Genomic DNA, 26,068 nt, shown 5'->3' with positions numbered 1-26,068 from the left:
CACGATCTAACGAAGGCGACTGCTGTGGTAGGCGTAGCGATGAGACAAAGACAGGCGAACTTCCTGTCTATGGCTCCTCGCGAAAGCCATCCACCAGCGCCGGAGTGAGGGCAATGGACTCGCCACTTACATAGGCAGCTAAGCCACAACCTCCTGATCAAACACAAAACAGAAAAAGTACATGCAAGAACCGCAATCCATTGCCGCTTCTTACGCACTGTTATCAGAAACGTAATCCGTGATCACTTACGCACTAATGCCTTTAAAAACAACTATATGAACTGCCCTACACCCAATCCAACGAAGGCGACTGCTGTGGTAGGCGTAGCGAGGAGACAAAGACAGGCGAACTTCCTGTCTATGGCTCCTCACGAAAGCCATCCACCAGCGCCGTAGTGGTGACAATGAACTTGCCACTTACATAGGCAGCTAAACCACAACCTCCCGATCAAACAGGAAACAGAAAATGCTCTTGCAAAACCACTAGCCCTTGCCGCTACTTACTTACTTACTTACTTACTTACTTACTTACTTACTTACTTACTTACTTACTTACTTACTTACTTACTTACTTACTTACTCGCTAAACATGATTCTATCTCCTACTTAGCCAACAATACGAAAAATAAGCCTCGCTCCTATAATAGGCAGGCATACGTAGGACGATATCGATTTTCTTATTGCTGAGCTTGGCGGATACGCTCGGTTCATCAGGATTCACCGTAGTATTATTGTCACTCATCAAGCAAAATATCGGCATTTATCCACTTTCAAAAGCACTCGAAAAGTAACTACTTCGAGTGCTGCTGTTGTCGCTGTATCATTTGCATGCGTTCATTAAACAGTGTCGGATAGGAGAGTAAACCTAAACAAGCACTCGTTAATGCCGCCGTGGTTAGCAATAGAAATATGACTAAGATTTGAAATTGAACAGCCTCTAATGGGTCTGCCCCTGCAATGATTTGACCGCTCATCATACCTGGCAATTGCACGAGTCCTATCGTCTTTTGGCTTTCAATTGTTGGGATCATACTGGCCTGAATAGAGCGGATCAATTGCTTATGTATCGCTTGTTTCGGTGTGCCGCCAAGTGACAAGATCAGTTCACTTTCTGAACGATGCGCTTCGACTTCCGACACGAAACGATTGAGGAATAAAATCGCAAGGACCATCGAATTTCCGATTACCATACCGGTCAAAGAAATAATATATTGAGCAGTAGCTGGGACAATTTTGAAGCCAAGTAAGATACTTTGCGTCAACACTTCTAGCAATACAAACGTCACGATCAACTTCCACGTGATTCCTTTAATGCCTTCCCCTTTTTTGCGCGCATTTTGCACAGCTGCTCCAATCATCAAGACGACCATCAAGAAGATGAACGTATAACTTTCCGAATCGAAAACAAATTTCAGTACGAATCCGACCGCCACTAATTGCACAGTCGATCGAATCGTCGCAACAATGGTGTCTTTCTCCAAATTCAATCCAAGTGTTTTGGACAGCACTAACGGGATCAACACAAAAATTAGTGTCAGGAATAAAGCGGTGGTACTCATGAGAAGTCCCCTTTCAAAAAGCGATGGACTGACGGGATATCTGAATGATCAAGTACAGATATTTCGCCGGCATCCACTAATTTCCCATCCACCATGATCCATGCATACTGCCCCATTCGCTTCGCCTGCTCCAAGTTATGCGTGATCCAGATGACCGTAATTTCATGCTTTTCATGCAGTGTACGAATCAAGTCTTCTACTTCATTCAACGATGATGGATCTAGCGCAGACGTGATTTCATCCATCAATAAAATCTTCGACTCATTCAATAACGTTCGAGCTATCGAAACTTTCTGCTGCTGACCACCTGACAAATTCCGGCTGTCACGTTCGAGATATTCCCCTTCAAGACCGACTTGATCTAAAATATCCAACGCTTTTTCTTTACTCAACACCTTGCCCTGTAAACGCAGTGGCAATGCTAAATTGTCATAGACGCTCCCTGCAATCATCGGTGAATTTTGTAACACCATTCCTGCTTTTCGTCGGAGATCAATCGGCGACATTTCATGAATGGCACGCCCTTGTACGGTAATATCTCCACTTGTAGGACTCAGCAGACCGTTGCACATTTTCAATAACGTCGTTTTCCCTGCACCCGACGGACCGACCAACACCGTAATCTGATTGGTGGGGAAAGATCCCGTTATCGAATCGAGAATCTTTGTATCCCCTACTTCAAACGATACATGTTGAAAATGAATCGCCGGCTCATATAAAGATTTATTCTGTTTACTATCCATCTATTTCACCTTTTCCACACTTCTTCATTCATCAATTTTCAATAAATCCAACGGTGTAATGATGCCAATTAGCTTCTCATCTTTACCACCTTGTTCCGTGATGAGCAGAGCTTGTAGTCGTTTCCCCGACAAAATGGATTTTCTGAAAAACCCTTCTGCTTCATAAACCGACATTGTGCTTTTGACAAATCGATAGGTTTTTCTTCTTTTCTCGTGATTATGTACGTCTAATAATGTCGGTATTTCCCGGGAAATGCAATCCGTCTCCTGATCCGCCAGCCAATTCATAATGCCATCTGCGGTAATTAATCCAATAAATTGACCCTTTTTGTAAATAGGTAGTTGATTAATTTTCCATTCTCTTACTAAGCGCAGACCCGTTGCCAGTGATTCATCTGCTTGCACAGTATGTACTTTACCGGCAAATAAATCTTTAACCGTTACAGGGTTGGATAACCGTTCATCTATACTCTCAATCAATTTTACAATTTCATCATGAGGCTCAGCTATAGCATAGTCAAAGCCTGTCCGATTATGCACAATCGCATTGCGTAAACTTCCAAACTCCCGCAGATCATCTTCATAATGAGCAACTAAAGCATGTTGGGATTTAGCTCTATCAATTTTCTTCGAGAATGAAAAATGGTTAGGCAAATCCGTAATCTTCATTAACGATTTATCGATTCGATTATATGCAATGAGAAAACGCTCTGAATTTTTATACTCCATGACACATCGCCCCTTTTCTAGGCAAAGTATAGCATATTTCATTCCTTTTCAAGCCTTTAGACTTCCTGGTCAGCACACTTTTTAAAATATAAAAAAGCCGTCGCGGTGCCTAATGACAGTCACTGCAACAACTAATTATTGATTGGAAATCTGTTTAATTTGATAATGACCATATTCATTATGAATCACAGTGTACAACTTTTTCTTTTCTAAAAACTGTACCGTTCCATCTTCCTTCGTGAAATTCAATGTTTCATACGTATACACTTCAATCGATTGATTCGTATACATAACATCTGTCACTGACGTATCAATAAATTCATAAAACTCATTTTTCATGGACAGATCATCTAGGAAAGCCAATAACTCGCTCTCCGCGGAACTTCCGGCTGCAACATATGGCGCAATATACTCATAATCATTATAGTCAATCGCTAATTCATACTGACTCCTAAAACCATGAATAAAATTCTCTACTTCTTCATCTGCAACTTCTGTATCTTCCAGCTCTGGTTCTTCTGTGTAGTCCTCCTCTGAATCATCGAAACCGCCATAGTCTTCATAGTCCCACGACGTATCTTCCGAATCTTGATACGACTCCGGCACGTAATCATCGTAGACGTTGAATAGCGCAGCCACCGCCTTACTGCTCATTGGTTCATTAATCCATTCGTCTACTTGCTTCTGCATACTATGCATCGGAATCGAAAATCCAAAAACGGTATTATCTTTATATAGTAAGGAATTAATGCCAATCACTTTACCCGTTGTTGCATCTAGCAATGGACCGCCACTACTGCCATGATCAATCTGTGCATCAATTTGATAGATCTTCTCATAAATGAAATCCATTTCCATATCACGATTCAATCCAGTTAAATAACCAATGGATGCCGTATTCTCAAGACCTTTTGGGCTCCCTAACGCAATCACTTCCGTACCAATCGGTGTCTCTTTCGTCTCGGTGACAAACGGTTTCACATGTTTATTCGCTTGTGATTTAATTAACGCGATATCATAACGATCTGAAATGCCAATAACAGTACCTTCAAAATTCTCACCTACAGAATTCTTCACCGTTACATCGGTATAGCCCGCCACTACGTGTGCATTTGTCACGATATAGCCACCAGCCTTATACAAAAAACCTGAACCCGAACCATCTCTCGTGCCAATCGTAAAAACACTTGGCAACGATTCTTTAATGAGTTCCGTTTTATCTTTGACCTGCTGCTTCGTTTCATTGACAACAGTAGGCGCCTTTTTAATTTTCAATTCGGCTTCATCTTTATGAACAACTTTTGTTTTAATGGAAGCTGTCGTTTCGAACGGCCATTGGAAACTCCAATCTGTCGCGTAGCCATAACCAGCCCCACCTATGAATAATGCCAAAACTACCGCAAGAATAGGTTTCGTATTATTGGACCCATACATCGCCTTGCCACAGCCTCCACAAAAGTTCGCTTCATCCGTATTTTTATGACCACATTTCGGACAGTACATATAGTTTCCCCCTCTTCCATTCCCCAATGGCTTCGAATAATCTGTCTTTTCATTATACCATATGACCTAATACAAAAGACATGCCATAAAGTTTGAAATTCACACATTTATCGATGCTTTTTCTCGTTAATCGCCCCAAGTATTATCGTAAATACGTTTTAAATTAAATTTTCTTTCAAAATACATACACCAACCGATTCTTATTGAATATATCCAATGAAGCGGCACAGTTCTCTAGCAAATTTCTACATACGCTAAAGAGAGAAGGAGGTGCATAAAAATATGTCATCTAGAAAGTTCAAACCTGACAATGATTATGACGTGCCGTATATTCCGAGACGAAAAGCGCGATGTTATGATGAAAAGAAAGTCGTTCATATACTTGTCGATCTGACGATGGGCGCACCTGTAGAGATTACATTGAAGGATTCAAAAGAGGTACAACATAACGGATACTACTTACAATTTGATCGGAAAGCTCGTACAATCCACTTTCAGCCATTTGGAGAATCGGAAGTTCAAGAGATTGATGTAGGAGATATTTGTACTATAAGATATGGCTCCTGAAAATAAAAAAATGTACACAGCGCACTGTGTACATTTTTTCATTCTATTTGGCTGATTTTCAGATCGATTGCTTCCGTCAATGCACTTACCGTTTCAGGCACATAACTTTTCATCATGGAATTAATAACCGATCCCATCATACCTTTCCCCCTGATATCAAGATAGCCTTTTAGTTTCGTTGTCTTTGCAGCTTCTTCTAGTTGGAAGCTTCCGTTCCCTTCGAGACTTTCATTCAGCCCCTCAAGAGTAAATGCTATCTTTGAACGTTCAACTTGTTCTGTAATATCAACTTGCATGACAATATTCTTTTGCATCATGCCAAGATCAGCCCGAAACTTCCAAGTAAATTGATTTCCACTAACTTTCTCGTGTTCAATATAGCCTGGAATGAGAGGAGCCCACTGATCTACCTCTTCGAGAAAACTCCATACATGTTGTGTGGATGCTGTTACGTTGATTTCCTTTGTACCGTTCGGCATAGACAATCCCACCTTCCCTAACATTTAACTTTTTATCATACTACTATGAAATCCAGTTTTATACAAATTAGGTTGCATTGTGCTGTAGTACGCCTCTATTGGAAGATAGGGATTGTGGGTGGTGATTGAGCGGATAGACGGGTGGATAGAGCACTCGCGGGCGATGATTGAGCGGATATTTGGTCGGATAGAGCGCGATTGGGCTTTGATAGAGCGAATAGATGCACTGATAGAGCGCTCGTTGGCTGGGATAGAGCGCAAATGCGCACACGTTCGGCCACAGTCGTGATAACTCACAGAGTCTCGCTGGCAGGCCACGATTGAGCGGACAAACAGGCGGATAGAGCGCGGGCGGGCTTTGATAGAGCGGATAAACACACACATAGAACGCTCACCAGCTTTGATAGAGCGAATAGATCCACCGATAGAGCGCTCCTGGACCGGGATAGAGCGCAAATGCGCACAAGTAGAGTCCGGTCGTGATAACTCACTTAGATCACAACATCACTCCAACTCTTCCGCACTCGGCATCGCGGACAGCGCGCCGACTTTCATTGCACATAATGCTCCCATTTGATTACCGAACTCGATATGTGCAAGCATTTCTTCGACCGTTTTTGGTTTACCGTTTAGATGGAGACCGCGAAGTACGCCCGCCAAGAAAGCATCTCCTGCTCCTGTTGTATCTACGGGATCGATGGGCTCCACGGTTACATGATGTTGCGCCCCTTCAATAATGGCCAGAGTTCCCGCTTCCCCCATCGTCATCATGATAACAGGGATATTATAGGCTGCAAGGTGATCTAGTGCTTTTTCTATATCCGATTCTTGCATGAGAAAAGTAAGTTCTTCTTCCGTAAGTTTCAGCAAATCCGTTTGATCTAAAAATGAAAGGATCGTATTACGACATAGCTCTTCACTTTCCCAGCGTAAAGGACGAATATTAGGATCTATTGAGAGATAAAGACCATGTTCTTTTGCCAATTCGACAGCTCTTTTCGTTGTTGCCAAAGCAGTTGGCTGGAACATCGTACCGGAACATATATGTAGAATTGAAGCGTTTTGGAAAGCTTCCTCTTGTAAATCACTCGGTTGGACTTGAAGATCAGGCGTGTCGTCTATGTATTTCACAAATACTCGATCATATTCCGGAGTCAAATGTACATAAACACGGTTCACTTTCTTCTCGGGCGAACGGACAGCATACGTTACATCGACGCCTTCATGTCGCAATTGATTTTCTGCAAAGTTTGAATCCTCGTCTTCTCCGATTACGGTAATCAATGAAGATTGTGCACCTAGGCGTGAAACTCCTGCCGCTACGTTGACTGTTGCCCCACCAAGGAATGTGGAGAATTTGGTGTTCGTTTCGTCTGTTGCGATATAATCCACGAAAATGTCACCATATATTAAAACTTGTTTATCTTGTCGATTCTTCATGTATTCGACCTCCTCAGAAGTTTTCTCTCTATCGTATCACGGAATTAGCTTAACTGTGATCATGTCCAAATAAAATATTGTTCAGTATTTTCTGTACGAATTGAATTATATTAAACTGCACACACTACAGTTTAATTCATGCGGTTCAAGCGAAATCATATAACTAAAAGGGATGAAAATATAAATGATCTATGAATGTGCAATCATTGGTGGCGGACCCGCTGGATTAAGTGCAGCTTTAGTACTCGGACGGGCAAGACGGAATATTATTGTTTTTGATGATGATCAAGCAAGAAACCGCGTCTCCCGTGCATCACATGGATTTTTAACGCGTGACGGTATGCAACCTTCAGAATTACGACAGATCGGGCGGAAGGAACTGACACAGTACCCGTCTGTGGTATTTCATCATCAGAAGATAGTTGCTTTAGAACGTTTGGATGAATCGCATTATGAATTAATGACAGCAGACGGCAGGACGTTCCGCACACAGAAAGTACTTCTTGCTATCGGTTTGCGTGATGAACAGCCTAACGTGCCAAGTATTGAACGCTTTTACGGCACATCCATCTTCAGTTGTCCGTATTGCGACGGTTGGGAATTACGAGATCGTTCATTGGCCGTATTTGCAGATAAAAATGTGTTTAAATTGGCAGCAGAAGTTTTTACTTGGAGCCGTGATCTGATTGTTTTTACAGGTGGAGAAGGACAGCTAACGGCAGAGGAACAAAAGAAGTTGAGTGCGAAAGGGATACAAATTGTAGATGATATTATTTCGGGGCTTGAAGGCGAAGATGGACAGTTGCACAGTGTGAGGCTTGAAGATGGTACAATGATAGACCGCGCAGGAGGATTTGCCACCCCTCTCTGGAGTCATCCCAATCATTTCGCTCAAGACTTAGGTTGTGAGCGAAATAAATACGGAGGAATTTTGACCGATGAATACGGACGGACAACCGTTTGGAATGTTTACGCAGCGGGAGACGTCTCTCATATCGTCCCCTCGCAACTACTAGTCGCTGCGGGGACCGGAAGCGCTGCTGCTATAGGGATTAATGGTGACTTGACCAATGAATTTTTCAATCGAATAGACTAAAACAGCAGACTGCCGGCCAATTGACCAGTAGTCTGCTATTTTCATTGTTTCTTAATCAACGCAATTTGCCCTGAATGAATGCCCGCATGATACATCAATCGTCCAACTACTTCCAAAGGCGTAGAAGCGCCCATTTTGGATTCGACGGGTACATGCCATTGCTCTTCTGTTAGCCCTTGTAACGCCTGTTTTAAGTTTTCATCAGAGGCATTCAGAAGATCTACTAATTCCTCAAGAGTTGTAGCTTTCGGAAGCTCACCATCCATCGGCTTACCTAAATACCAGTCCGCAAACATGTACTCCACTTCTGCGGTGTGATATAGCAATCCACGAATCGAGGACTCTCCAATGCTCAAGTCCAACTGCTTTTCCGTCAAACCTGCCGCCATCTTTGTAAAACGTTCACGTAATGCGTTCCACACGGGTACTACCGTTTCGTAACTCATGCCGTCACGCCTGCTTTTTTCTCTTTATCGACCACTACATGCGTAAAAACGTCTCCGTCGATATCTGTGTCAAACGCCAAGCCGAATCCCACTACATAGCGCCCTTGCGTTGGCGTTAATTCGAATAATGAGAAATCAAGGCCGCGCAATACTTCGACTAATTTAGGATTGAAGCGTTCATTGAATAGCCCGAAGATTTCTTCATGACCTTCATTGCCGATATTTTTCGGCTGGCAACCCCATCTTGCGCGCTCTGTTGCAAACGGATTCTGAGTACTGGATTCATCTGCAATGATCATGGCGTCAACCCATTCATTACTTTCCAAATGACGATAGTGCTCAGCGATTTGGCTGACATAGACGTAAATTTTGCCGTCTTTTTTAACGAATGGTGCACAACTGGCGAATGGACGTCCTTCTTCATTAACCATGCTCAGAACGATGTTTTTATGTTCTTCTACAAATTTCAAGTAACCTTCTTTTGTCTTTGCAATATCGATTTCTTTAGCCATCTAGTATTCCTCCTTAGATTATCGCGCGGTATTCAACAAATGAATCCGCGGTTTCTGCTCGATTGGACTATATTGTACTTCTGAATTCATTTGATACACTTGCCTGATCATGTCTGTTGTCATCACTTCGTCCGGTGTGCCGTATATAGCCTTTTCGCCACCTTGCACGACAACCACACGATCACTGTAGTACGAAGCCTGGTTCAAATCGTGAAGGACCATCATAACCGTCATTCCCATTTCGCCATTGAGTTCGCGCACAAGTTCTAGTACTTCATGTTGATGCGAGATATCTAAATAAGTTGTTGGTTCATCTAGTAATAAAATCTGTGGCCGCTGTGCCAATGCCATCGCGATCCAAGCGCGCTGAGATTCGCCTCCAGATAAGGATGCAACTGGACGGTCTCTATATTGCGTCAAATGCGTCTTTGCAATTGCCCATTCAATGATTTCATGATCCTCAGCTTGCAACTTTTGGAACCATTTCTTATGTGGATAACGACCGTAGGATACTAATTCAAATACAGTCATATCGTTTGGTGCCTGGTTTTTCTGGCTCAACATACACATTTTCTGCGCTATTTGCTTTGAACTCATAGATTTCAAATTGATACCATCGAGTTGGACTGTCCCAGAGAAATACGACAATTGACGGGATACTGCTTTTAGCAAAGTAGATTTACCCGAACCATTCGGACCGATAATCGAAACAACTTCCCCCTCTTCTACTTGAAATGAGAAGTCGCGAATAATCGTTTTCTGGTCGTAGCGTATGGAAATAGAATCAACTGCCAACATTTCAGAACACACTCCTTCTCATCAAATACAGGAAGTATGGTCCGCCAATAACGGCCATCAAAATGCCAGCCGGGATATCCATCGGCGCAAACAATGTTCGTCCGCCAGTGTCCGCAAGCAGTAGCACCAATGCTCCGAGCGCCATACTCATGGGCAACAAAAACTTGTAATTAGAACCGACAAGGAACCGCGCCATATGCGGAACGATCAAACCGACAAATCCAATCATACCGATTGCTGCGACGGAAACCGCTGCAAGAAAGACAGCGAGTATAGACAATAGAATACGAATACGGTTTACATTTTCTCCTAAATTCATTGCTACTTGATCACCCATACGGATAACATTTGCTTTACGTATAGCAAAGATCGATAAGATCCAGCCAACAATTGAATACGGTAATACCATGGCTAGTGCTGAGTGGCCTTTCGCTGCAAGACTACCATTCATCCATTGCACAGCGGAAGGTAAGCGGTCGCTGTACATGATTGACAAATAGCCGACGACGCCACCACATAACGCATTGACCGCGACTCCTGCTAAAATAATTGTAACCGGTGACATACCGTTTCGACGCCAAGCAAGCGAGTAGACCGCAGTCGCTGCAAGCATTCCACCGACAAATGCTGCAAGCGGTATGTATTGCGTGTACTCAGGCATAGCGAGCATAATGGCCAACACGCACACAGCCGCTCCACTTGTTACACCAGTCAAACCTGGATCCGCTAATGGATTGCCCATAACAGCTTGCAAGATAGCACCGGACACGGCGATATTCACACCGATCACGAGCGCCAGCAAAACACGTGGTAAACGGATATTCAAAATGATCGTATCGTTTACAGCACTCTCTGCCGATTTAAATAACGTTTGTATTATTTCTGGAACGCCAATTGTCACACTGCCTAGACCGATGGCGATGATTGCCGCCATTACCATCAAGCCGAATGTCACACCTACCGTCATGCCACTCCGAGAATTCGTCATTGCCATAAATCCCTTCTATTACTCATAAAAATAAGTAGAAATCTCCGTCAATGCCTTCTCTGCATTTTTGATAGACGTTACGCCAAATACTTCATAGTCCAGAATATGGACGTTGTCGTTTTTATAAGCCGACATTTGCTTCCACGTTTCATTGCTCTCTACTTCTTTGTTAAACATTTCTTCGGATGCTCCGTGATCTCCTGAAGCTAAGACGAGGATAACATCAGGATCCGCCACGACAACGTCTTCCATGTTAATTGGAGAATACGTATCTTTTGCTTTCAAGACAGTCGTCGCAATGTTCTCTGCACCTAAACGGTCAATCAAACTCCCGACGTACGATTGATTATTCATCACCATGAATGAATCCGATGTTCCAATCATCAGCATCACGCTAGGTAACTCTTTGCCTTCTGCTTCTTTCACCAACTCATGCTCTTTCGCTACGAGTTGATCGAGGACATCGTGCATTTGTTCTTCTTTACCGAAATATGTCCCTAGTGCTGTAAAGCTCAACTTCAAGTCTTCAAATGAATCTGTCGGTAGATAGGCAGTCGGTAGCTCTACCCCTTCCAGTGCTTTATCCAATGTACTGCGAAGCGATTCCGCCCCTAAGATTAAATCGGACTCTAATGTCGTGATCACTTCAAGATCCGGTGCCATGGGTGAACCAATTCTCTCAATCGAATCAAATTCTGTAGGAAGTGGATTCGTCGAAGTCGGTACGCCAACAGGTGTGACGTCGAGTAATTGCAGCATTTCTGCAAGCGGAACAGAAGTCGTGATCAAGCGTTCTGGAACGGTTTCGGGGAACTGTGCAAGAGCTTCCGCCAATTCTTTTTCATCCACTCCATCTGTTAAATCTGCCGCTACTTGCTCTGTATCTTTTACATCTGTTTGAACTTCCTTCTCTTTCTCGGGTGCTTCTTTTGATCCTTCTTTTGTGTCGGCTGAACAAGCCGTCATCACAGCAAGCGCACCAATCAATACCGCGCTAAATATCTTTTTCATGTTTTACTTCCCCCTGATTATGTACTTTCACTGTTCTGTCAGTGTTTTATTGAGAATGATTTTCAATCTCGATGATAATGATAACGTTTCTCATTCTCATCTGTCAACCACTATTTTCAATTAGAGAGCCCAGTATAGTTAATTCCATAAAAAATAGCCGCTTAATCATAGTTGATCAAGCGGCTTTTAATTTTATTTAATTGGTTTTGAACGGCTAAACGTGATTTATAAACTTGTTAACCGGCATGGAAATCTAAGGGACTCCACAAAGAGCTGTTTTCAGTATTCATTGCCATTCAAGTCGATCTACATAACCGCCATGTACATATAGCGAGCCGTACGGTGTTTTATCTGAACGAATTTTTATCCATGGATTTTCAGGCAACTGATCATCTTGAATAATGAGCGGCATGCCCACTTTCGGATAGTAATAAATTTGAAGCGACTCTTTTATTGGCTCATTTCGCACTTTCAAATCAACGTAATTTGTCAATCCAATCTTCAACTGATTCGCCAATTCTTTCCCACCCATCGAACGATCCATTCGATACAGATGCCCTGCGATTTTAGAACCCCAGTATGGATCGGAAGCGTATTTGACGTTTATGCCAACCGATTTATTACCGAAATTTGTACCGTTCGCATACACAGCGTTCGGCGGTAGATAGTTTCTATTCAAGAAAGCATCGACTAGCTCTTGGATATTTTCACTCACCGAAGCAAAGTTATGATTTGATGGATTATCATCTCTTACATACAAACCGAATAAGTTATTATTGTCCAACGCTCGCTCACTGAGACCGTACTGACTTTCATGCTGTGCCAACGCTAAAATATGCATCGCGTTCACATGACTATCTCGTTCAATACGTTTTAACTCTGAACCTAATCCAATCAACTTACTTGTTGTCGTAGCGTCTTTATAAATTATGGAGTTAGGATTAGATTCTTCTAGACTACGTAACTGTTTCATAATATACGCATCCAACTCTTCAGCTGTATAACGCGTCATACTGCGCATCGGCAAGTACTGGAAGTATTGATGGGCCGTGCCAATCAAATCCCCCGCTTCATTATGGAAATGACTGCCGTCCGTGCTGTAATACTTAATTCCTTCTTGCATAAAGCTTGGGGCAGCACCCATTTCATACGATTCGAACGTCTTTTTCCTATGCGAATAAATCGAGTGATAGAGCGAACCTCTTACCACTTTATAGTGTGTGCGATCCGTTACAGTTTGACTCGGTAGCATCGTTGCATTTTGTGGTTTGATGTAAAAGTTTCTTCCTGCCAATTCGACTTTTACAGAAGTCTCTGTTGAGTCAACGTACCTTAATTCCGTGTCTGCTGGGACATAGGTTTCTTGACGTTTTAAATTTTCATTTGCATACAAAATCGTCAATGAACTTCCGCCGTATGCCACAGTCGAGATAAACCCTTTTGGCATATGAACTATCTTATTTTGGAACAGCACGACTTGATGGCTATTCATACTGCTTGCTGCTGCTTCAAAGCTTGGAAACTTTTCCACTATAGTTGTCGTGCCATTGGCTTGTATATTTGCCAAGTCATATGTTATATCCGCTTTAATGGAAAATGTTTTAGTAACCGGCGCTTTTAATGGTTTGCCATCCGTATTATGCACGGCTTGCTTGATATGTAGTGTGTACGTTTCACCACTACGATAATTTCCTGCTGGTGGCGCGATATGTACTTTCTTGTCGGAGTCTGAGTATGTTATTGCATTGGTCTGCGTTACTCCTTTAGAATCCTTGATATAAATTGTGTCTTCGCTGACAGTATGTTTATTTACTGGTTTATTGAACGTGACTATCCACGTCTTGTCCGGATTCTGATCAGGCGAAGGGTCCTGCCAAGTCGCGGCTTCAGTTGATAGCGTCATCGCAAGGGTGATCAGAAAAGCGATGACAGTAGTTGTGATAAGTTTTGACATGGATTTCAAATCTAGTAACCTCCTTTTGGTGTTGATTATACAGGTTCTTACTAGATTTGACATATAGAATTACAGAATTGTTCAATAGTATAAAGAATACGGCACACGCATTCATCGCGTTGAATTAAGCTGATGGTATGTTTAAGGCTAGCCGACTCCATAACAAGAATAAGTCCTTCTGCTGGAATATAATTTTGTTTCCAAAATATATTGTAGGCAGAGGGACTTATTTTTTTCATAATCACATATGTCTACGTATCGATACTTTTAAGCATTCGTTACTAAACCATTGTTTTCTAGTATAGATAGTGCAGGTGTATAGTGTAAGTCCTGTGCTTCTGCAACAGCTTTGTATGTAACATAGCCATTCATAGTATTTAAACCCTTTCGAAGTGTTTCATTGTCCAGAAGGGCTTGTCTACATCCTTTATTGGCAATTTGAAGTGCATAAGGTACAGTCACGTTTGTCAATGCTACTGTAGATGTCTGTGGTACTGCACCAGGCATATTCGCCACTGCATAATGGACAACATCATGTTTTGTATAGATCGGGGCATCGTGTGTAGTTACACGATCTGATGTTTCAAAGATTCCTCCTTGATCGATCGCGATATCTACAAGGACCGATCCAGGTTTCATAGATTGAACCATTTCTTCAGTGACAAGCTTAGGCGCTCTGGCTCCCGGGATCAGTACTGCACCAACCACAAGGTCTGCTGCTTTGACTGATTCTGCTATATTAAATGGATTGGAAACAAGTGTCTGAATGTTATTGCCGAAAATATCATCTAATTGACGTAAACGATCTACTGACAAATCCAGCACTGTCACCTGAGCACCCATCCCGATTGCAACACGTGCAGCATTTGCTCCTGCCTGCCCACCGCCAATTACTACGACTTTCCCTCGAGAAACACCTGGTACCCCAGCTAGCAGAATACCTTTTCCACCTTTCGTTTTTTTAAGATACTGGGCACCAATTTGTGTGGCCATTCTTCCTGCTACTTCGCTCATCGGCGCAAGCAAAGGCAATGATTTATTGGGGAGCTGAACTGTTTCATAAGCAAGTCCTGTTACTTCACTTTCTAAAAGAGCTTTAGTCAACTCCATCTCAGATGCTAAATGTAAGTATGTGAATAGTAGTAACCCTTTACGAAAATAACGATATTCAGAGGCAATTGGTTCCTTTACTTTCATCACCATTTCAGCGCTCCATGCTTCTTCCGCTGTCTGAACGATCTTGGCGCCTGCCTCTTTATATTCCTCGTCTGTAAAACTGGATCCTAAACCAGCTTCTGTTTCAATAAGTACTTCATGGCCAGACGAGCGAAGTGTATACACTCCTGCAGGGGTCATCGCAACACGATTCTCGTTATTTTTAATCTCCTTTGGTACACCAATCAACATACCCATTCCTCCTCGAATCAAATGTATACTATTGTATAGTTTTCAGCACTCTGAGATTTAGTGGTATAAGCCATTCATATTACAAGACGCTACTTACTGTATAGAAGAAGCACCTCTGACTACACATCACAAGTAGACTAGAGGTACTTTAAACACAATTACGAGATTAGCAACCTGTTATTCATTCTCTTTAAATACTTTTTTAATAACGGATACAATGAAGTCTACATCTTCATCTGTACAAGAAAGTGGCGGGCAAAGTGCAAGAACATTGTTAAATCCTTCTACTGTCTCACCATTTCGACCGACAATCAGTCCATTCGCTTTACATTCCCCTATAATTTTCGTGATTCGCGCATTCGTTGCAGGCTCTTTTGTCTTCTTATCTTCAACGAGTTCTATCCCCATCAAGAAACCAATACTTCGAATATCTCCTACATAGGGATGATCCTGTAAGCATGCGAGTTCATCCGATAACCGCTCGCCAAGTTCTGCTGAACGATTGATTAGATCTTCACGTTCCAAAATCTCTAGGTTCTTTAGCGCAACTGCACAAGCAGCCGGGTTTCCGCCAAATGTATTCACATGGCGAAAATGACTGTGATCTTCGCCTGTATCGAACTTTTCATAAATATCTTTGCGGATTGCTGTCACCGATAATGGAAGGTATGCGCTAGTCAAACCTTTCGCCATCGTTACAATATCGGGCTTCACATTGTAATGCTGATGCCCAAATGCTTTTCCAGTACGTCCAAATCCGCAAATCACCTCATCCATGATCAATAGGACTCCGTGACGAGTACAGATTTCTTGGACTTTCTCTAAGTACACCGGATGTGGAATCAAGATTCCCCCTCCTGTAATGAGCGGCTCCATAATAATCCCCGCGATTGTATCCTTTTGTTCCCAAATAATTTTCTCTTCAAGCTCTAAAGCACGCTGAATATTATAATCTTCCACTGAGATCCCTTCAGGTTTTCGATAATTATCTGGGGGTGCGACATGTAAGAATCCAGGTACTAGCGGCTCATACTTGTATTTTCGTAAAGCCTGCCCCGTAGCGGACAACGCTCCCATTGAGCTGCCATGATACGCACGATAACGGGAGAGGAATTTATATCTGGAAGGTTCTCCATTTTGTTGGTGATACTGGCGTATAAGCTTGAACGCTACTTCATTTGCATCCGATCCGCTATTTGAATAGAAGATTTTATAATCGTCTCCTAGCATTTCATTTAACTTGGCAGCCAATTCAATTGCCGGTTTATGGCTTTGTGTCATGGGTACATAAGCAAGCTTTTTCAGTTGCTCATATGCTACTTTTGCTATTTCTTCTCTTCCATAGCCCACATTGACACACCATAGCCCTGACATACCATCTAAATACCGATTACCTTCATGATCTGTAATCCAGGCATTTTCTCCACTTTCGATAATCATCGGAGGATTTTTTTCATTGTATGCTGAAATATGAGGCCAAACTTTATCTCGATTTTGTTCTATTAATGACCCTTTATTCTGATCTTGTTCACGTAAAGTTTTCAATAGCGTTGCCTCCCCATTTATCAATATTCATGACGTGCAGTCAACATTTTCTTACGTGTGTAAAATTCGATACCATCACGGCCGTTTGCATGCAAATCACCATAAAATGACTTCTTATAGCCGGAGAATGGGAAGAACGCCATAGGTGCTGGTACGCCTAGATTTATACCAAGCATTCCTGCATCAATTTCTTCTCTGAATTGACGAATTGCCTTCGAGCTATCTGTATATAAACATGCACCATTTGCAAAGTCTGATTGATTTGTAAGCTCAATCGCTTCATCTAATGTTTCTACTCTGATGATCGAAAGTACAGGTGCGAATATTTCTTCTTTCCAAATTCGCATTTCTGTTGTAACCCCTTCAAAAATTGTAGGCCCTACGAAATAGCCCCCTTCTGAAGTAGATTGATCTCCTCGGCCGTCACGTACAAGAGTTGCCCCCTCTTCAATCCCCGCCTTGATATAAGAAAGTGTTTTGTCTTTATGGGAATCTCGAATGACAGGTCCAAGGAATACTCCCTCTTCTAATCCGTTTCCAATTGTCATATTATTTGCTTCTTCAACTAAACGCTCCACAAGCGGGTCAGCAATATCTCCAACGGCAACTACAACTGCAGCAGCCATACATCTTTCGCCGGCAGAACCAAATGCTGCATTGGTAATATTAGTGACTGTTAAATCTAAGTCTGCATCCGGCATAACTATCGAATGATTCTTTGCACCTGCTAGTGCTTGAACTCTTTTACCATGAGCGGTCCCTGTTTTATATACATACTCTGCTACCGGCTGTGACCCAACAAACGATACTGCAGGGATATCTGGATGACTTAAGATTCCGTTCACGATATCATGTGCGCCATGAACGATATTGAACACTCCATCGGGTAGTCCAGCTTCAGTTAATAGCTCCGCTAATCTATTCGCCAGGAGTGGTGTACGCTCTGAAGGTTTTAAAATAAATGTATTTCCTGCTGCAATGGCAAGCGGGAACATCCAACAAGGGACCATCATTGGGAAGTTAAAAGGCGTGATCCCTCCAACAACTCCTAAAGGATAGCGATACATACCCGATTCGATGTTTGTCGCAATATCAGGCAGTTGGTACCCCATCATCAAGGTTGGCGCTCCTGAAGCAAATTCCACACACTCAATTCCGCGTAGAACTTCGCCATAAGCCTCTGTATAGTTTTTTCCATTTTCTATAGTAATTAGTTGTGCTAGCTCATCCCAATGAGCAATCAAAAGCTGTTGATATTTAAATAGGATACGAGCTCTTTGCGGCACAGCAGTTTTCTTCCATGTAGAAAACGCTTTTTTCGCTGCATTTACTGCAACTTGTAGATCCTCTTCAGTTGAAATAGGTACTTCTGCAATAATCTCGCCTGTAGCTGGATTTGGCACCTCTTCATATTTATCAGTGAGTGATTTTACCCATTGTCCATTTATAAAATTAGAAAGCGTTTTCTTTTCTACTACTATCGTATTCATTTTCCATCCTCCTATTCATCTAATCTTGCTTTACAACAAGACTTGAGCTAAACTACTTTCTATAGTTTAACAATTATTCTAAATAGTTTCATTTTACATTGTGTAACATCGTACTGAAAATCTTTTCACGTTATGGAGGTCTAATATATATGAATGAACTTTCGTTGACCGTTAAAGATGTCTTGGCTCGTGAAACGTTCAAACACGCCAAAGTCATAGCTGGACGTAATGGACTGGATCGACAAGTTAGATGGTCACATGTATTAGAGGTTAGTGAATTTAGTTCACTTGTCAACGGTGGTGAAATTATTTTAACGACAGGCATTCATCTACAACTCGATAGCGCGACACAGGTAAAGTATATAAAGCAGTTAATCGAACTGGATGTTGCCTGCCTTTGTGTTGAAATGGGGTATTATGTTAGTGAAATTCAGCAAGACATTATTACACTCGCTGATGCACAGCAATTTCCTATTGTCGTGTTTGAAAAAGCGGTGAAATTCGTTGATATTTCACAAGATTTACATACAGTGATCATTAATCGCCATTATGAAATGTTGACTAAGTTAGATACATTATCGAGAAGGTTTAATCAGTTAAGTTTAATGCCAAACGGAATTTTGAAGATTCTTCACGAATTACACTCCTTGTTCAACCAACATGTCTTGTTTATATCCGATGAAGCAAAATCTTATTATTACCCCCTTGAATCCACTTCATGGAAACATAGTATAAAGGAATTTCTTAGGGAAAAGCCTACGCAAAAGCTAGATCAGAATATCTATATAATCGATGACCAGCCATTTGCCTTGTTCTCTATCAACGGTTTAGGCCAGGCTCTTGGCTATTTATGCCTTCACCTTCCACAGGAAACGGCCGATGAGTTCGCTTTTTTAATTTTGGATAGAGCTTCTCTTGCGATTGCACAAATATTGCTTAGAAATCGTACAATTCAAGAGAGAAATCAATTTAATGAAGATGAATTCGTGCGCAACTTACTACATGGACGGCCTGTAGAACTAGAAGACATCCAATCCTATTTACCAACGAAAAGCCCGAATACTCATTACAGAATCTTCGTCATTCAGTTGGACACGTATGAATCCACTTTAGATGAGAACAGTTGGGAAGAAATCCGTTTACAACAATCTATGATGATCCGTTCCGTCTTTAAACGACATAGTTTCTTTCCGGCTATCTCCGTAACTAGAAATGAAATTACGATTATTGCATCGTTTATCGCTTCAGGGAAACATGTAAAAGACATGAATCATTTCACTCAAGTAGCCGAACAGTTAACTGGCATGGACGATAACACTTTCTTTAACGAACGTGAATATAAATTTGGTATTAGTTTAGTTCACCATAACCATTCACAAATCAAGGAAGGATATAAAGAAGCAAAACGAGTAGCGGAACTCAAGCAAAAGTTTGCATTTGAGAGTAATTTTTATGATGACTTAGGGATTTATAGACTGTTACTTCTACTCAACGAACAAGGAGACCTTGAACACTATGTAGACGATTATCTTCAAGATATTATAGATTATGATAAAAAGACCGATGGCAACTTATTCGAGACGCTCCGTATTTATCTTGAGTGTGGTGGTTCCAAAAAAGAAACCGCAGATCGTCTATTTATCGTAAGACAAACACTGTATCACCGACTGGAAAAGATTGAATCTATAATGGGGGAGAACTTTATGTCTCCACCAAATAGGATTGCACTCGAAGTAGCCATTATGGCCAAAAAAGTTTTAGTTTAAATGTCATCTCTTCCTGCATACAGCCACTGCTCGCCTGCATTTCGCGAATAGTGGCTGTATACGATTACATATTTCACATTGACCACCGTGGAATCCTGTTATAACGGATGATAGCTTCCGCTAATCGCATCCACTATGAGCTGCCCTGATTTCTCATTATCCATCTTGAAATCCGTTAACCAAAAAGGACGGTAAAAGAGATTCCTATGAACTTCTGTGATTTTAGGCATCGTGACAAACTTGGCTTTTGAAGAAGCATTGTCAAAAATAAACCTTTCAGCCATATCGATCGCTTCTTCTTCTCTAATCATAATCTCAGGGAAACGACCAACTTCCACTTTCATTCTAGAAAAGTTTGGCCGAACATCCACTAACGCCCCTTTTCCACCGAGTCCATCTATTGTACAAGCTGCTTTCCCCTTAAACTTTAATAAGCTTTTAGCACTCACTTGATATTCAAAAAAGTAATATGGGTAGTAAATAATATCTTGGATTTGAAAATACGTTTCTTTTTCGTATTGCTGCAATCCTTGCAATACCTCTTCTTTAGTAAACTCGATGTCTTGTAGTAATATAGCGCTCATAAGTACCTACTCCTGTAAGTTATTTATTATCTGCCAAAAACTTAGATACATTGCTAGCTTCGGGAGCCAAATCGCGTGTAATGTTACGGTCAAACTCTTTTGAAAATACACGTTTGCGTCTGGACTGTTCGAACGCTTCCAGTATTTCATCTGATGGTTTACGACCAAATCGACTTCCGATGATCATACCTAACAGTGACACTATTAAACCTGCCAAGAATGGATGAAGTCCTGTAGACGTTTCTAACCCCATGGAAGTCCAAATGATATTCGTTGAAGCTCCGCCGATCATCGCGCATAAGCAACCGATATAATTGGCCTTTTTAGAGTAAACAGAGGCAACATAAGGAACTAAAAAAGCATTTCCTAATGTACCGAAAGCGAACAGCACCAATGCAAACACGGAAGGTGGCTCATAAATGGCTACGATAACTCCTACAATCCCTCCCATTAAAATGCATAATCTCGAAACCAGAATCATCGTCTTGGGGGTAGCATCTTTGTTAATAAAACGTTGATAGACGTCACGCGAAAGAATAGAGCCTGCCTGCATCAAAATAGAGTCTGCAGTGGACATTACCGCTGACATAATAGCTGAGAGTAATAGTGCCGCAAAGATTCCTGGGAATAACGTATAAGCTAGTTCTGTAATAATCATTTCCGGGTCAGCAATTGTGGGTAGTAAGATAATACCAATCATTCCTAGAATGTACGGTACAAAGATAAAGAATTGATTCCATATAGCACTGATCATGACAGCACCTTTTACTGTTTTTGTACTTTTCATCGACATATGGCGAACTACTACATGTGGAAGTCCCATATATCCAATAGAGTAAATGAGTATTGCACCGAGCACCATTCCCCATTGACCATAGTAGGCTAGGTCTTTACCCCAGATACTCAAATACGTGGGATCTATAGCTTTCAGCGCAACGTTCAACCCAGTGATTCCGCCTACATGGAAATACGCGAGAATACCGATCCCTACGACACCAAGTACCATGATTAAGCCTTGTACAAAAGAAGTGTATGCAACAGCTAGATATCCACCTGCCACAGTATAGATAATAATGACGCTAATCCCGATAATCAGAGATAGTTCATAAGTAAAACCTGTCAGTGTAGACATTGCCTTACCAGCCGCAATAAACTGAGCACATACGTATCCAAATAAAAAGACAATGGAAATGATCGAACCTACCACTCGAACACTTGGACTTTCAAAACGTTTTTCTAAGTATTCAATTGGTGAAAGCGCTCCCAATATTTCAGACATTCTTCTCATTCGCTTACCTAAAACGGACAGGTTAATAATCGATCCACCTGCATCTCCAATAGCGTACCAAATGGCATACCAGCCATATTTAAAGGCCATAGCCGGAGCTCCCATAAACATGAATCCACTCATAGCTGTAGTTTGCATCGTCATTGCAGTGACGGCCGGACCGAGAGATCGACCACCGAGTAAGTACTGTTCTGTAGAGGCTGACGATCTTCGTGAAAACCACAAGCCAATCGTTAATAGAATCCCTAAGTATACAATGAAAATTATCCCATCAATGCTCATTGAATGCCCCCCCTATCCCAACTACTGATTTTGATTCTGTTCTTTTTCCATCTTCTCTTCCATATCATCGTCTCTTTTCATTTTAAAGTAGATAATGGTTGCTAACCCTACCCATATGAAAGGCCATGGAACAAACCACCAAAATGTTTCTACAGGAAACCCAAGCATGTATTCACCTCCCGCTTCAAAATAGTTTCACCATTCTAAACCTTTGACATAGTATAGTTATAATTGGACAATCATACATTGGACACATTGTTATTTAGTGCCATAAACCTTTGGTCACTATGTCTTGCATATCATTTACTACGAAATGGTCTATGCTAGAGAATTACTTACGAACGTAGAGTGTGTGTTACATCATTGTGCAACATGTGCCTAATCACGCCTATAAAGACATAAGAATTTGTATCCAGTAGAATTCCTCCATAATAAAAGCCATCCGAAAAAATTCGAATGGCTATCTTTGCTGTATGCTACTATATAAAGTTGCTTACTTCTGATAACTAGCCTGTTTTTCGTACTCTATTCTTCCATCGATCATCGTTAGTTCTACAGTTACATCTTTAATACTCTCACTACCTACTGATAGGATACTTTGATCCAACACAACCAAATCAGCTAATTTACCAACTCCGATACTGCCTTTTTGTTTTTCATCAAAACTTGCATAGGCACCCATGTATGTATAGGCTTTAATGGCATCAAGCACACTCACTCTCTGACAAATTCCTACATCATGGCCTGAAACAGTTTTTCTATTCACAGCCGCATGAATACCGAGAAGAGGATTATGGTCTACTACAGGCGTGTCAGAGGCAAATGCAAAAGGTATTCCCTTTTCTAAGTAATCATTTGCTGGATACATCACATTTACGCGATCACCGTAATATTCGAGATAAGCATCACCATTCACATACATGAAAGCGGGGTTAGGAATGACTACAACTCCTAATTCCTTCATCCGTTCCTGAAGATCTATACTAGCTATTCCACCGTGCTCAATACGATGCCGGTGATCTATTCGCGGATGTTTCTCTAGCGCCTCTTCGATACAATTCAACACCATTTCAATCGCTCGATCACCTTGTGCATGCGCAGTGATTTGGTATCCTTTGCTGTGAGCTTCCCCTAGAACTTCATTCATTCTTTCCTGGTCGTAATATAGTATGCCTGTATCTTTCGGGTCACTATTATATGGTTCTCTTGTGGCTAAAGTAGGTCCTGTACTGCTGCCATCTGTAAAGAGTTTAGCCGGTCCAATTTTAAACCATTCATCGCCATCTCCAGTAACCACGCCTTCATCGATCATATGCCGAACGAATGACTCAGAATCCGTCAATGATCCAATGAGAGCATAGACACGGTTTTTCACATCACCTGAGTCTATACTTTTTTTCATCATCTTTAAAATATCTGGACCCCACCCGTAACTGCCGGCATCATGCAAACTCGTTATGCCAGACTCCACAAATATCTGAGATGCTAGTTTTAGTCCTTTTTCAATTTCCTCTGCACTATAGTCTGCTATAGTAAATAATTGCATATGTGCATTCTCAATCATTTTCCCTGTTAATTCTCCATTTGAATCACGCTCTATCTCACCGCCAGCAGGATTATCAGACTCCTTTGTGAAACCTGCTAGTTCCAATGCTTTGCTATTCGCGATAGATGTATGATTACAAACCCGAATAATAACGATCGGATGTTCAGTAGATATAGCGTCAAGCTCTTGTATTGTAGGGAAACGTTTTTGCCTAACAGCGTTTTCATTAAATCCCGTAACCCGGATCCACTCTCCTTCAGTAGTATGTTCCGCTCTCGTTTTCATTTCCTCATACAACATTTCCAACGAATCGATTTTAAGACTTGCACAGTTAATACCGAGCAAGTTCGTTCCATAAATAGTTAAATGTAAGTGCGGATCTATGAAACCTGGAAGAAGCGACTTTCCTTCCAGGTCGATTACTTTAGTGTTTTCTCCAATAAACCCGCTAACTTCTTCTTTCTGTCCGACTCCGATGATCGTATGATCTTTTATTGCTACTGCTTCCATGATGGAAGAATCCTGATCGACTGTGATAACTTCTCCATTAGTAAATACGATATCTGCATGCACGATAGATCACCTCTCTGTACTAAATTATAAAAGTATGGATCAGCTACGAATATAAACGTCTTCTTCCTCGCTTCTCTCTGATTTTGTCAGCAAACTTACTACAATCATGATAATAACATTCACAATCAGTCCAATAATTCCTGCGTGGATACCGAATGGCGTGGAGTCTGCAACTAGTTGGAAATAGAAATTCAATATCGCTCCCACTACCAATCCACTGATCACTCCTTTTGCCGTTGCTCCCCGCCAATACAAGGCACTGTAAACTCCCGGAGCAAATTGTACAATCGCTCCATAAGCACCTAAGAGTAAGACAATTAATCCTTGCCCTCCGAAAATGGTGATAATATAAGCCAATCCTCCGATGACGAATACACCTATACGCATAATCTTTAAAACGGTCTTATCGGATAGATCTTTGAAAATTGTACGAATCACACCGTCCGTTGTTTCCAAGGTTGCGTTATGTGTAATCGCATCAGCAGATGACATGGCAGCCGCTAGTGCACCTGCACCAACTAGCCCATACACCCAACCTGGTAGATTCATGACAGTAGTGATCAAGAATGGGAGTATCTGATCCGCACTTTCAATCAAATTCGCATCTACAATTCCTTTTGCTGCAAATCCAACTAGCAATAAAGGTATTAAGAATAGCGCGAATATCGGATAAACCAAAACTGTTTTCTTAATGACTTTAGGGCTGGACGCATATGACTTTGTAAATAGATGTGGCCACATCAAGAATCCAATTACAGATACTAAAATAGTCGTTGTAAATGGTATCGTCCCCATCGTAGATCCTTCTTTTCCTATCTGTAAGAATCCAGGGCTTTCTGCAGCTATATTCGTAAACATGACTCCCACTGAGTCGTGTAACTGATTCACTATCGCTATCCCTACAACCCATGAAATAATGATCATGAGTAACCCTTGGAACACGTCAGACCAAGCCGCAGCTCGTAGTCCTCCTGTTGCCACATAGACAACAACAATTCCGTACGCAAGTAAAGCTCCGAGCCAAAAAGGAATTCTACCCTCTGTCATAATATTAAAAATGTGTGCCATCCCTGTTAACTGGGTAGCTAAATATTGAATAGAAGCTAATAATGCAAGTAAACCAACTATTATTCCGAGAGTCTTACTTCTATAACGTATTCTAAAGAATGAAGATAACGTGTAAAGATTGAACTTCTTTCCAATCTTCGAAATTTTAGGTCCGATAATATACCAAGGTAGTATCGCAAATGCTGTATAGATAATAATATAAAAAGCAGGTGCTCCTTTTTCATAAGCCCAACCAGGTGCGCCCAAAAATGAGAAAGCACTAAATACAGCTCCCCCCATCAAGAACCACATGACGATTAATCCCAATTTACCTCCTGCAACAGCAAATTCATCTAGGGAACTGGAATCCTGACCTTTCCCCGCCCATACTCCAACAACCAAGGCAATTACTAAATAACCAATCATAATAATTAATGCAATTAGCCAATGCTCCATCATTCATCACCTTCTTCTAACTTATGGTCTGGATCAAATCTATACAAAATTATAACCGCTAAAAATGTTAGTAAAATGATTAGAATGATATAGAAAAATGAAAAAGGTAGTCCCATAATGATAGGAGTTGCTCGGTTTGCTAGCTCGAATAAAGGAAATATTAACAATAAAAAAGGAATAGTAACGATCACTATATAAATCGTATTGAACTTCTTTTTGCTCATCCAATCCCTCCATTAACTATATTCTTTTTAATTTA

24 protein-coding genes are annotated in these 26,068 nt (G+C 41.4%); 3 read left to right on the top strand and 21 right to left on the bottom strand.

The window, feature by feature from the left end; translation table 11 throughout:
• Positions 1–791: 791 nt before the first annotated feature.
• The 4 genes from CSV72_RS10220 to CSV72_RS10205 form a co-directional block, all read right to left on the bottom strand.
• Positions 792–1,559: an ABC transporter permease gene (locus CSV72_RS10220; RefSeq protein ID WP_099678271.1), complete on the bottom strand. Its 768-nt coding sequence runs from the start codon at positions 1,557–1,559 to the stop codon at positions 792–794.
• A complete protein-coding gene (locus CSV72_RS10215) occupies positions 1,556–2,302 on the bottom strand; it encodes an ABC transporter ATP-binding protein (RefSeq protein ID WP_099678270.1) in 747 nt (248 codons plus the stop codon). The genes CSV72_RS10220 and CSV72_RS10215 overlap by 4 nt, the downstream gene beginning before the upstream one ends.
• Before the next feature lie 24 nt (positions 2,303–2,326).
• Complete coding sequence (locus CSV72_RS10210) at positions 2,327–3,031, bottom strand: CBS domain-containing protein (RefSeq protein ID WP_158232195.1); 705 nt, start codon at positions 3,029–3,031, stop codon at positions 2,327–2,329.
• Positions 3,032–3,166: 135 nt separating this feature from the next.
• A complete protein-coding gene (locus tag CSV72_RS10205; protein WP_099678268.1) occupies positions 3,167–4,534 on the bottom strand; it encodes a trypsin-like peptidase domain-containing protein in 1,368 nt (455 codons plus the stop codon).
• Between the two features lie 282 nt (positions 4,535–4,816).
• Between CSV72_RS10205 and CSV72_RS10200 the strand changes: the two genes are divergently transcribed.
• Complete coding sequence (locus tag CSV72_RS10200) at positions 4,817–5,101, top strand: hypothetical protein (protein ID WP_099678267.1); 285 nt, start codon at positions 4,817–4,819, stop codon at positions 5,099–5,101.
• 38 nt (positions 5,102–5,139) lie between these two features.
• On the opposite strand, the gene CSV72_RS10195 is transcribed toward CSV72_RS10200, so the two are convergent.
• On the bottom strand, positions 5,140–5,580 hold the full coding sequence (locus CSV72_RS10195) for an SRPBCC family protein (protein WP_099678266.1): 441 nt from the start codon (positions 5,578–5,580) through the stop codon (positions 5,140–5,142).
• A gap of 504 nt (positions 5,581–6,084) precedes the next feature.
• On the bottom strand, positions 6,085–7,020 hold the full coding sequence (locus tag CSV72_RS10190) for a carbohydrate kinase family protein (RefSeq protein WP_099678265.1): 936 nt from the start codon (positions 7,018–7,020) through the stop codon (positions 6,085–6,087).
• 184 nt (positions 7,021–7,204) lie between these two features.
• Between CSV72_RS10190 and CSV72_RS10185 the strand changes: the two genes are divergently transcribed.
• Positions 7,205–8,116: an NAD(P)/FAD-dependent oxidoreductase gene (locus CSV72_RS10185; RefSeq protein WP_099678264.1), complete on the top strand. Its 912-nt coding sequence runs from the start codon at positions 7,205–7,207 to the stop codon at positions 8,114–8,116.
• A 41-nt stretch (positions 8,117–8,157) separates the two neighbouring features.
• Here the strand turns inward: CSV72_RS10185 and CSV72_RS10180 are convergent, their stop codons facing one another.
• From CSV72_RS10180 to CSV72_RS10140, 9 genes are all read right to left on the bottom strand, one after another.
• The gene (locus CSV72_RS10180) at positions 8,158–8,562 is read right to left on the bottom strand and encodes a DinB family protein (protein ID WP_099678263.1); all 405 of its coding nucleotides are present in this window, start codon (positions 8,560–8,562) and stop codon (positions 8,158–8,160) included.
• Positions 8,559–9,074 (bottom strand): HugZ family pyridoxamine 5'-phosphate oxidase, encoded by a 516-nt coding sequence (locus CSV72_RS10175; RefSeq protein ID WP_099678262.1) that lies wholly within the window; start codon positions 9,072–9,074, stop codon positions 8,559–8,561. The genes CSV72_RS10180 and CSV72_RS10175 overlap by 4 nt, the downstream gene beginning before the upstream one ends.
• A gap of 18 nt (positions 9,075–9,092) precedes the next feature.
• Complete coding sequence (locus CSV72_RS10170) at positions 9,093–9,872, bottom strand: ABC transporter ATP-binding protein (protein ID WP_099678261.1); 780 nt, start codon at positions 9,870–9,872, stop codon at positions 9,093–9,095.
• 1 nt (position 9,873) lies between these two features.
• On the bottom strand, positions 9,874–10,860 hold the full coding sequence (locus CSV72_RS10165; RefSeq protein WP_369802904.1) for a FecCD family ABC transporter permease: 987 nt from the start codon (positions 10,858–10,860) through the stop codon (positions 9,874–9,876).
• Positions 10,861–10,878: 18 nt separating this feature from the next.
• The gene (locus tag CSV72_RS10160) at positions 10,879–11,871 is read right to left on the bottom strand and encodes an ABC transporter substrate-binding protein (protein WP_099678259.1); all 993 of its coding nucleotides are present in this window, start codon (positions 11,869–11,871) and stop codon (positions 10,879–10,881) included.
• 286 nt (positions 11,872–12,157) lie between these two features.
• Positions 12,158–13,825, bottom strand: coding sequence for an N-acetylglucosaminidase (locus tag CSV72_RS10155; RefSeq protein WP_233191226.1), 1,668 nt, complete (start codon positions 13,823–13,825; stop codon positions 12,158–12,160).
• Positions 13,826–14,092: 267 nt separating this feature from the next.
• Positions 14,093–15,232: an alanine dehydrogenase gene (ald, locus tag CSV72_RS10150; protein WP_099678257.1), complete on the bottom strand. Its 1,140-nt coding sequence runs from the start codon at positions 15,230–15,232 to the stop codon at positions 14,093–14,095.
• Between the two features lie 177 nt (positions 15,233–15,409).
• Complete coding sequence (locus CSV72_RS10145; protein WP_099678256.1) at positions 15,410–16,777, bottom strand: aspartate aminotransferase family protein; 1,368 nt, start codon at positions 16,775–16,777, stop codon at positions 15,410–15,412.
• A 20-nt stretch (positions 16,778–16,797) separates the two neighbouring features.
• On the bottom strand, positions 16,798–18,267 hold the full coding sequence (locus CSV72_RS10140) for a CoA-acylating methylmalonate-semialdehyde dehydrogenase (protein WP_099678255.1): 1,470 nt from the start codon (positions 18,265–18,267) through the stop codon (positions 16,798–16,800).
• A gap of 149 nt (positions 18,268–18,416) precedes the next feature.
• Here CSV72_RS10140 and CSV72_RS10135 point away from each other — a divergent pair, with 149 nt between their 5' ends.
• Entirely contained in the window at positions 18,417–20,033 is a 1,617-nt protein-coding gene (locus tag CSV72_RS10135; RefSeq protein ID WP_099678254.1) for a PucR family transcriptional regulator, read from the top strand.
• Between the two features lie 98 nt (positions 20,034–20,131).
• Here CSV72_RS10135 and CSV72_RS10130 read toward each other — a convergent pair whose 3' ends face one another.
• The 6 genes from CSV72_RS10130 to CSV72_RS10110 all read right to left on the bottom strand — a co-directional run bounded on the left by CSV72_RS10130 (position 20,132) and on the right by CSV72_RS10110 (position 26,033).
• On the bottom strand, positions 20,132–20,617 hold the full coding sequence (locus CSV72_RS10130; RefSeq protein WP_099678253.1) for a hypothetical protein: 486 nt from the start codon (positions 20,615–20,617) through the stop codon (positions 20,132–20,134).
• A 19-nt stretch (positions 20,618–20,636) separates the two neighbouring features.
• Positions 20,637–22,187 (bottom strand): sodium/proline symporter, encoded by a 1,551-nt coding sequence (locus tag CSV72_RS10125; protein ID WP_099678252.1) that lies wholly within the window; start codon positions 22,185–22,187, stop codon positions 20,637–20,639.
• Between the two features lie 21 nt (positions 22,188–22,208).
• Positions 22,209–22,355, bottom strand: a complete 147-nt coding sequence (locus CSV72_RS16895; RefSeq protein ID WP_199170086.1) for a hypothetical protein — start codon at positions 22,353–22,355, stop codon at positions 22,209–22,211.
• 325 nt (positions 22,356–22,680) lie between these two features.
• The gene (locus CSV72_RS10120) at positions 22,681–24,306 is read right to left on the bottom strand and encodes an amidohydrolase (RefSeq protein WP_099678251.1); all 1,626 of its coding nucleotides are present in this window, start codon (positions 24,304–24,306) and stop codon (positions 22,681–22,683) included.
• 39 nt (positions 24,307–24,345) lie between these two features.
• Entirely contained in the window at positions 24,346–25,809 is a 1,464-nt protein-coding gene (locus CSV72_RS10115; RefSeq protein WP_099678274.1) for a sodium:solute symporter family protein, read from the bottom strand.
• Complete coding sequence (locus CSV72_RS10110; RefSeq protein WP_099678250.1) at positions 25,809–26,033, bottom strand: DUF3311 domain-containing protein; 225 nt, start codon at positions 26,031–26,033, stop codon at positions 25,809–25,811. Before CSV72_RS10110 ends, CSV72_RS10115 begins: the two co-directional genes overlap by 1 nt.
• Positions 26,034–26,068 lie beyond the last annotated feature (35 nt).

Origin of the sequence: Sporosarcina sp. P20a, from assembly GCF_002743175.1 — a bacterium.
Classification (GTDB): domain Bacteria; phylum Bacillota; class Bacilli; order Bacillales_A; family Planococcaceae; genus Sporosarcina.
Note: the sequence above shows the minus strand (reverse complement) of the source record. Positions and strands in the feature narration are given on the sequence as shown.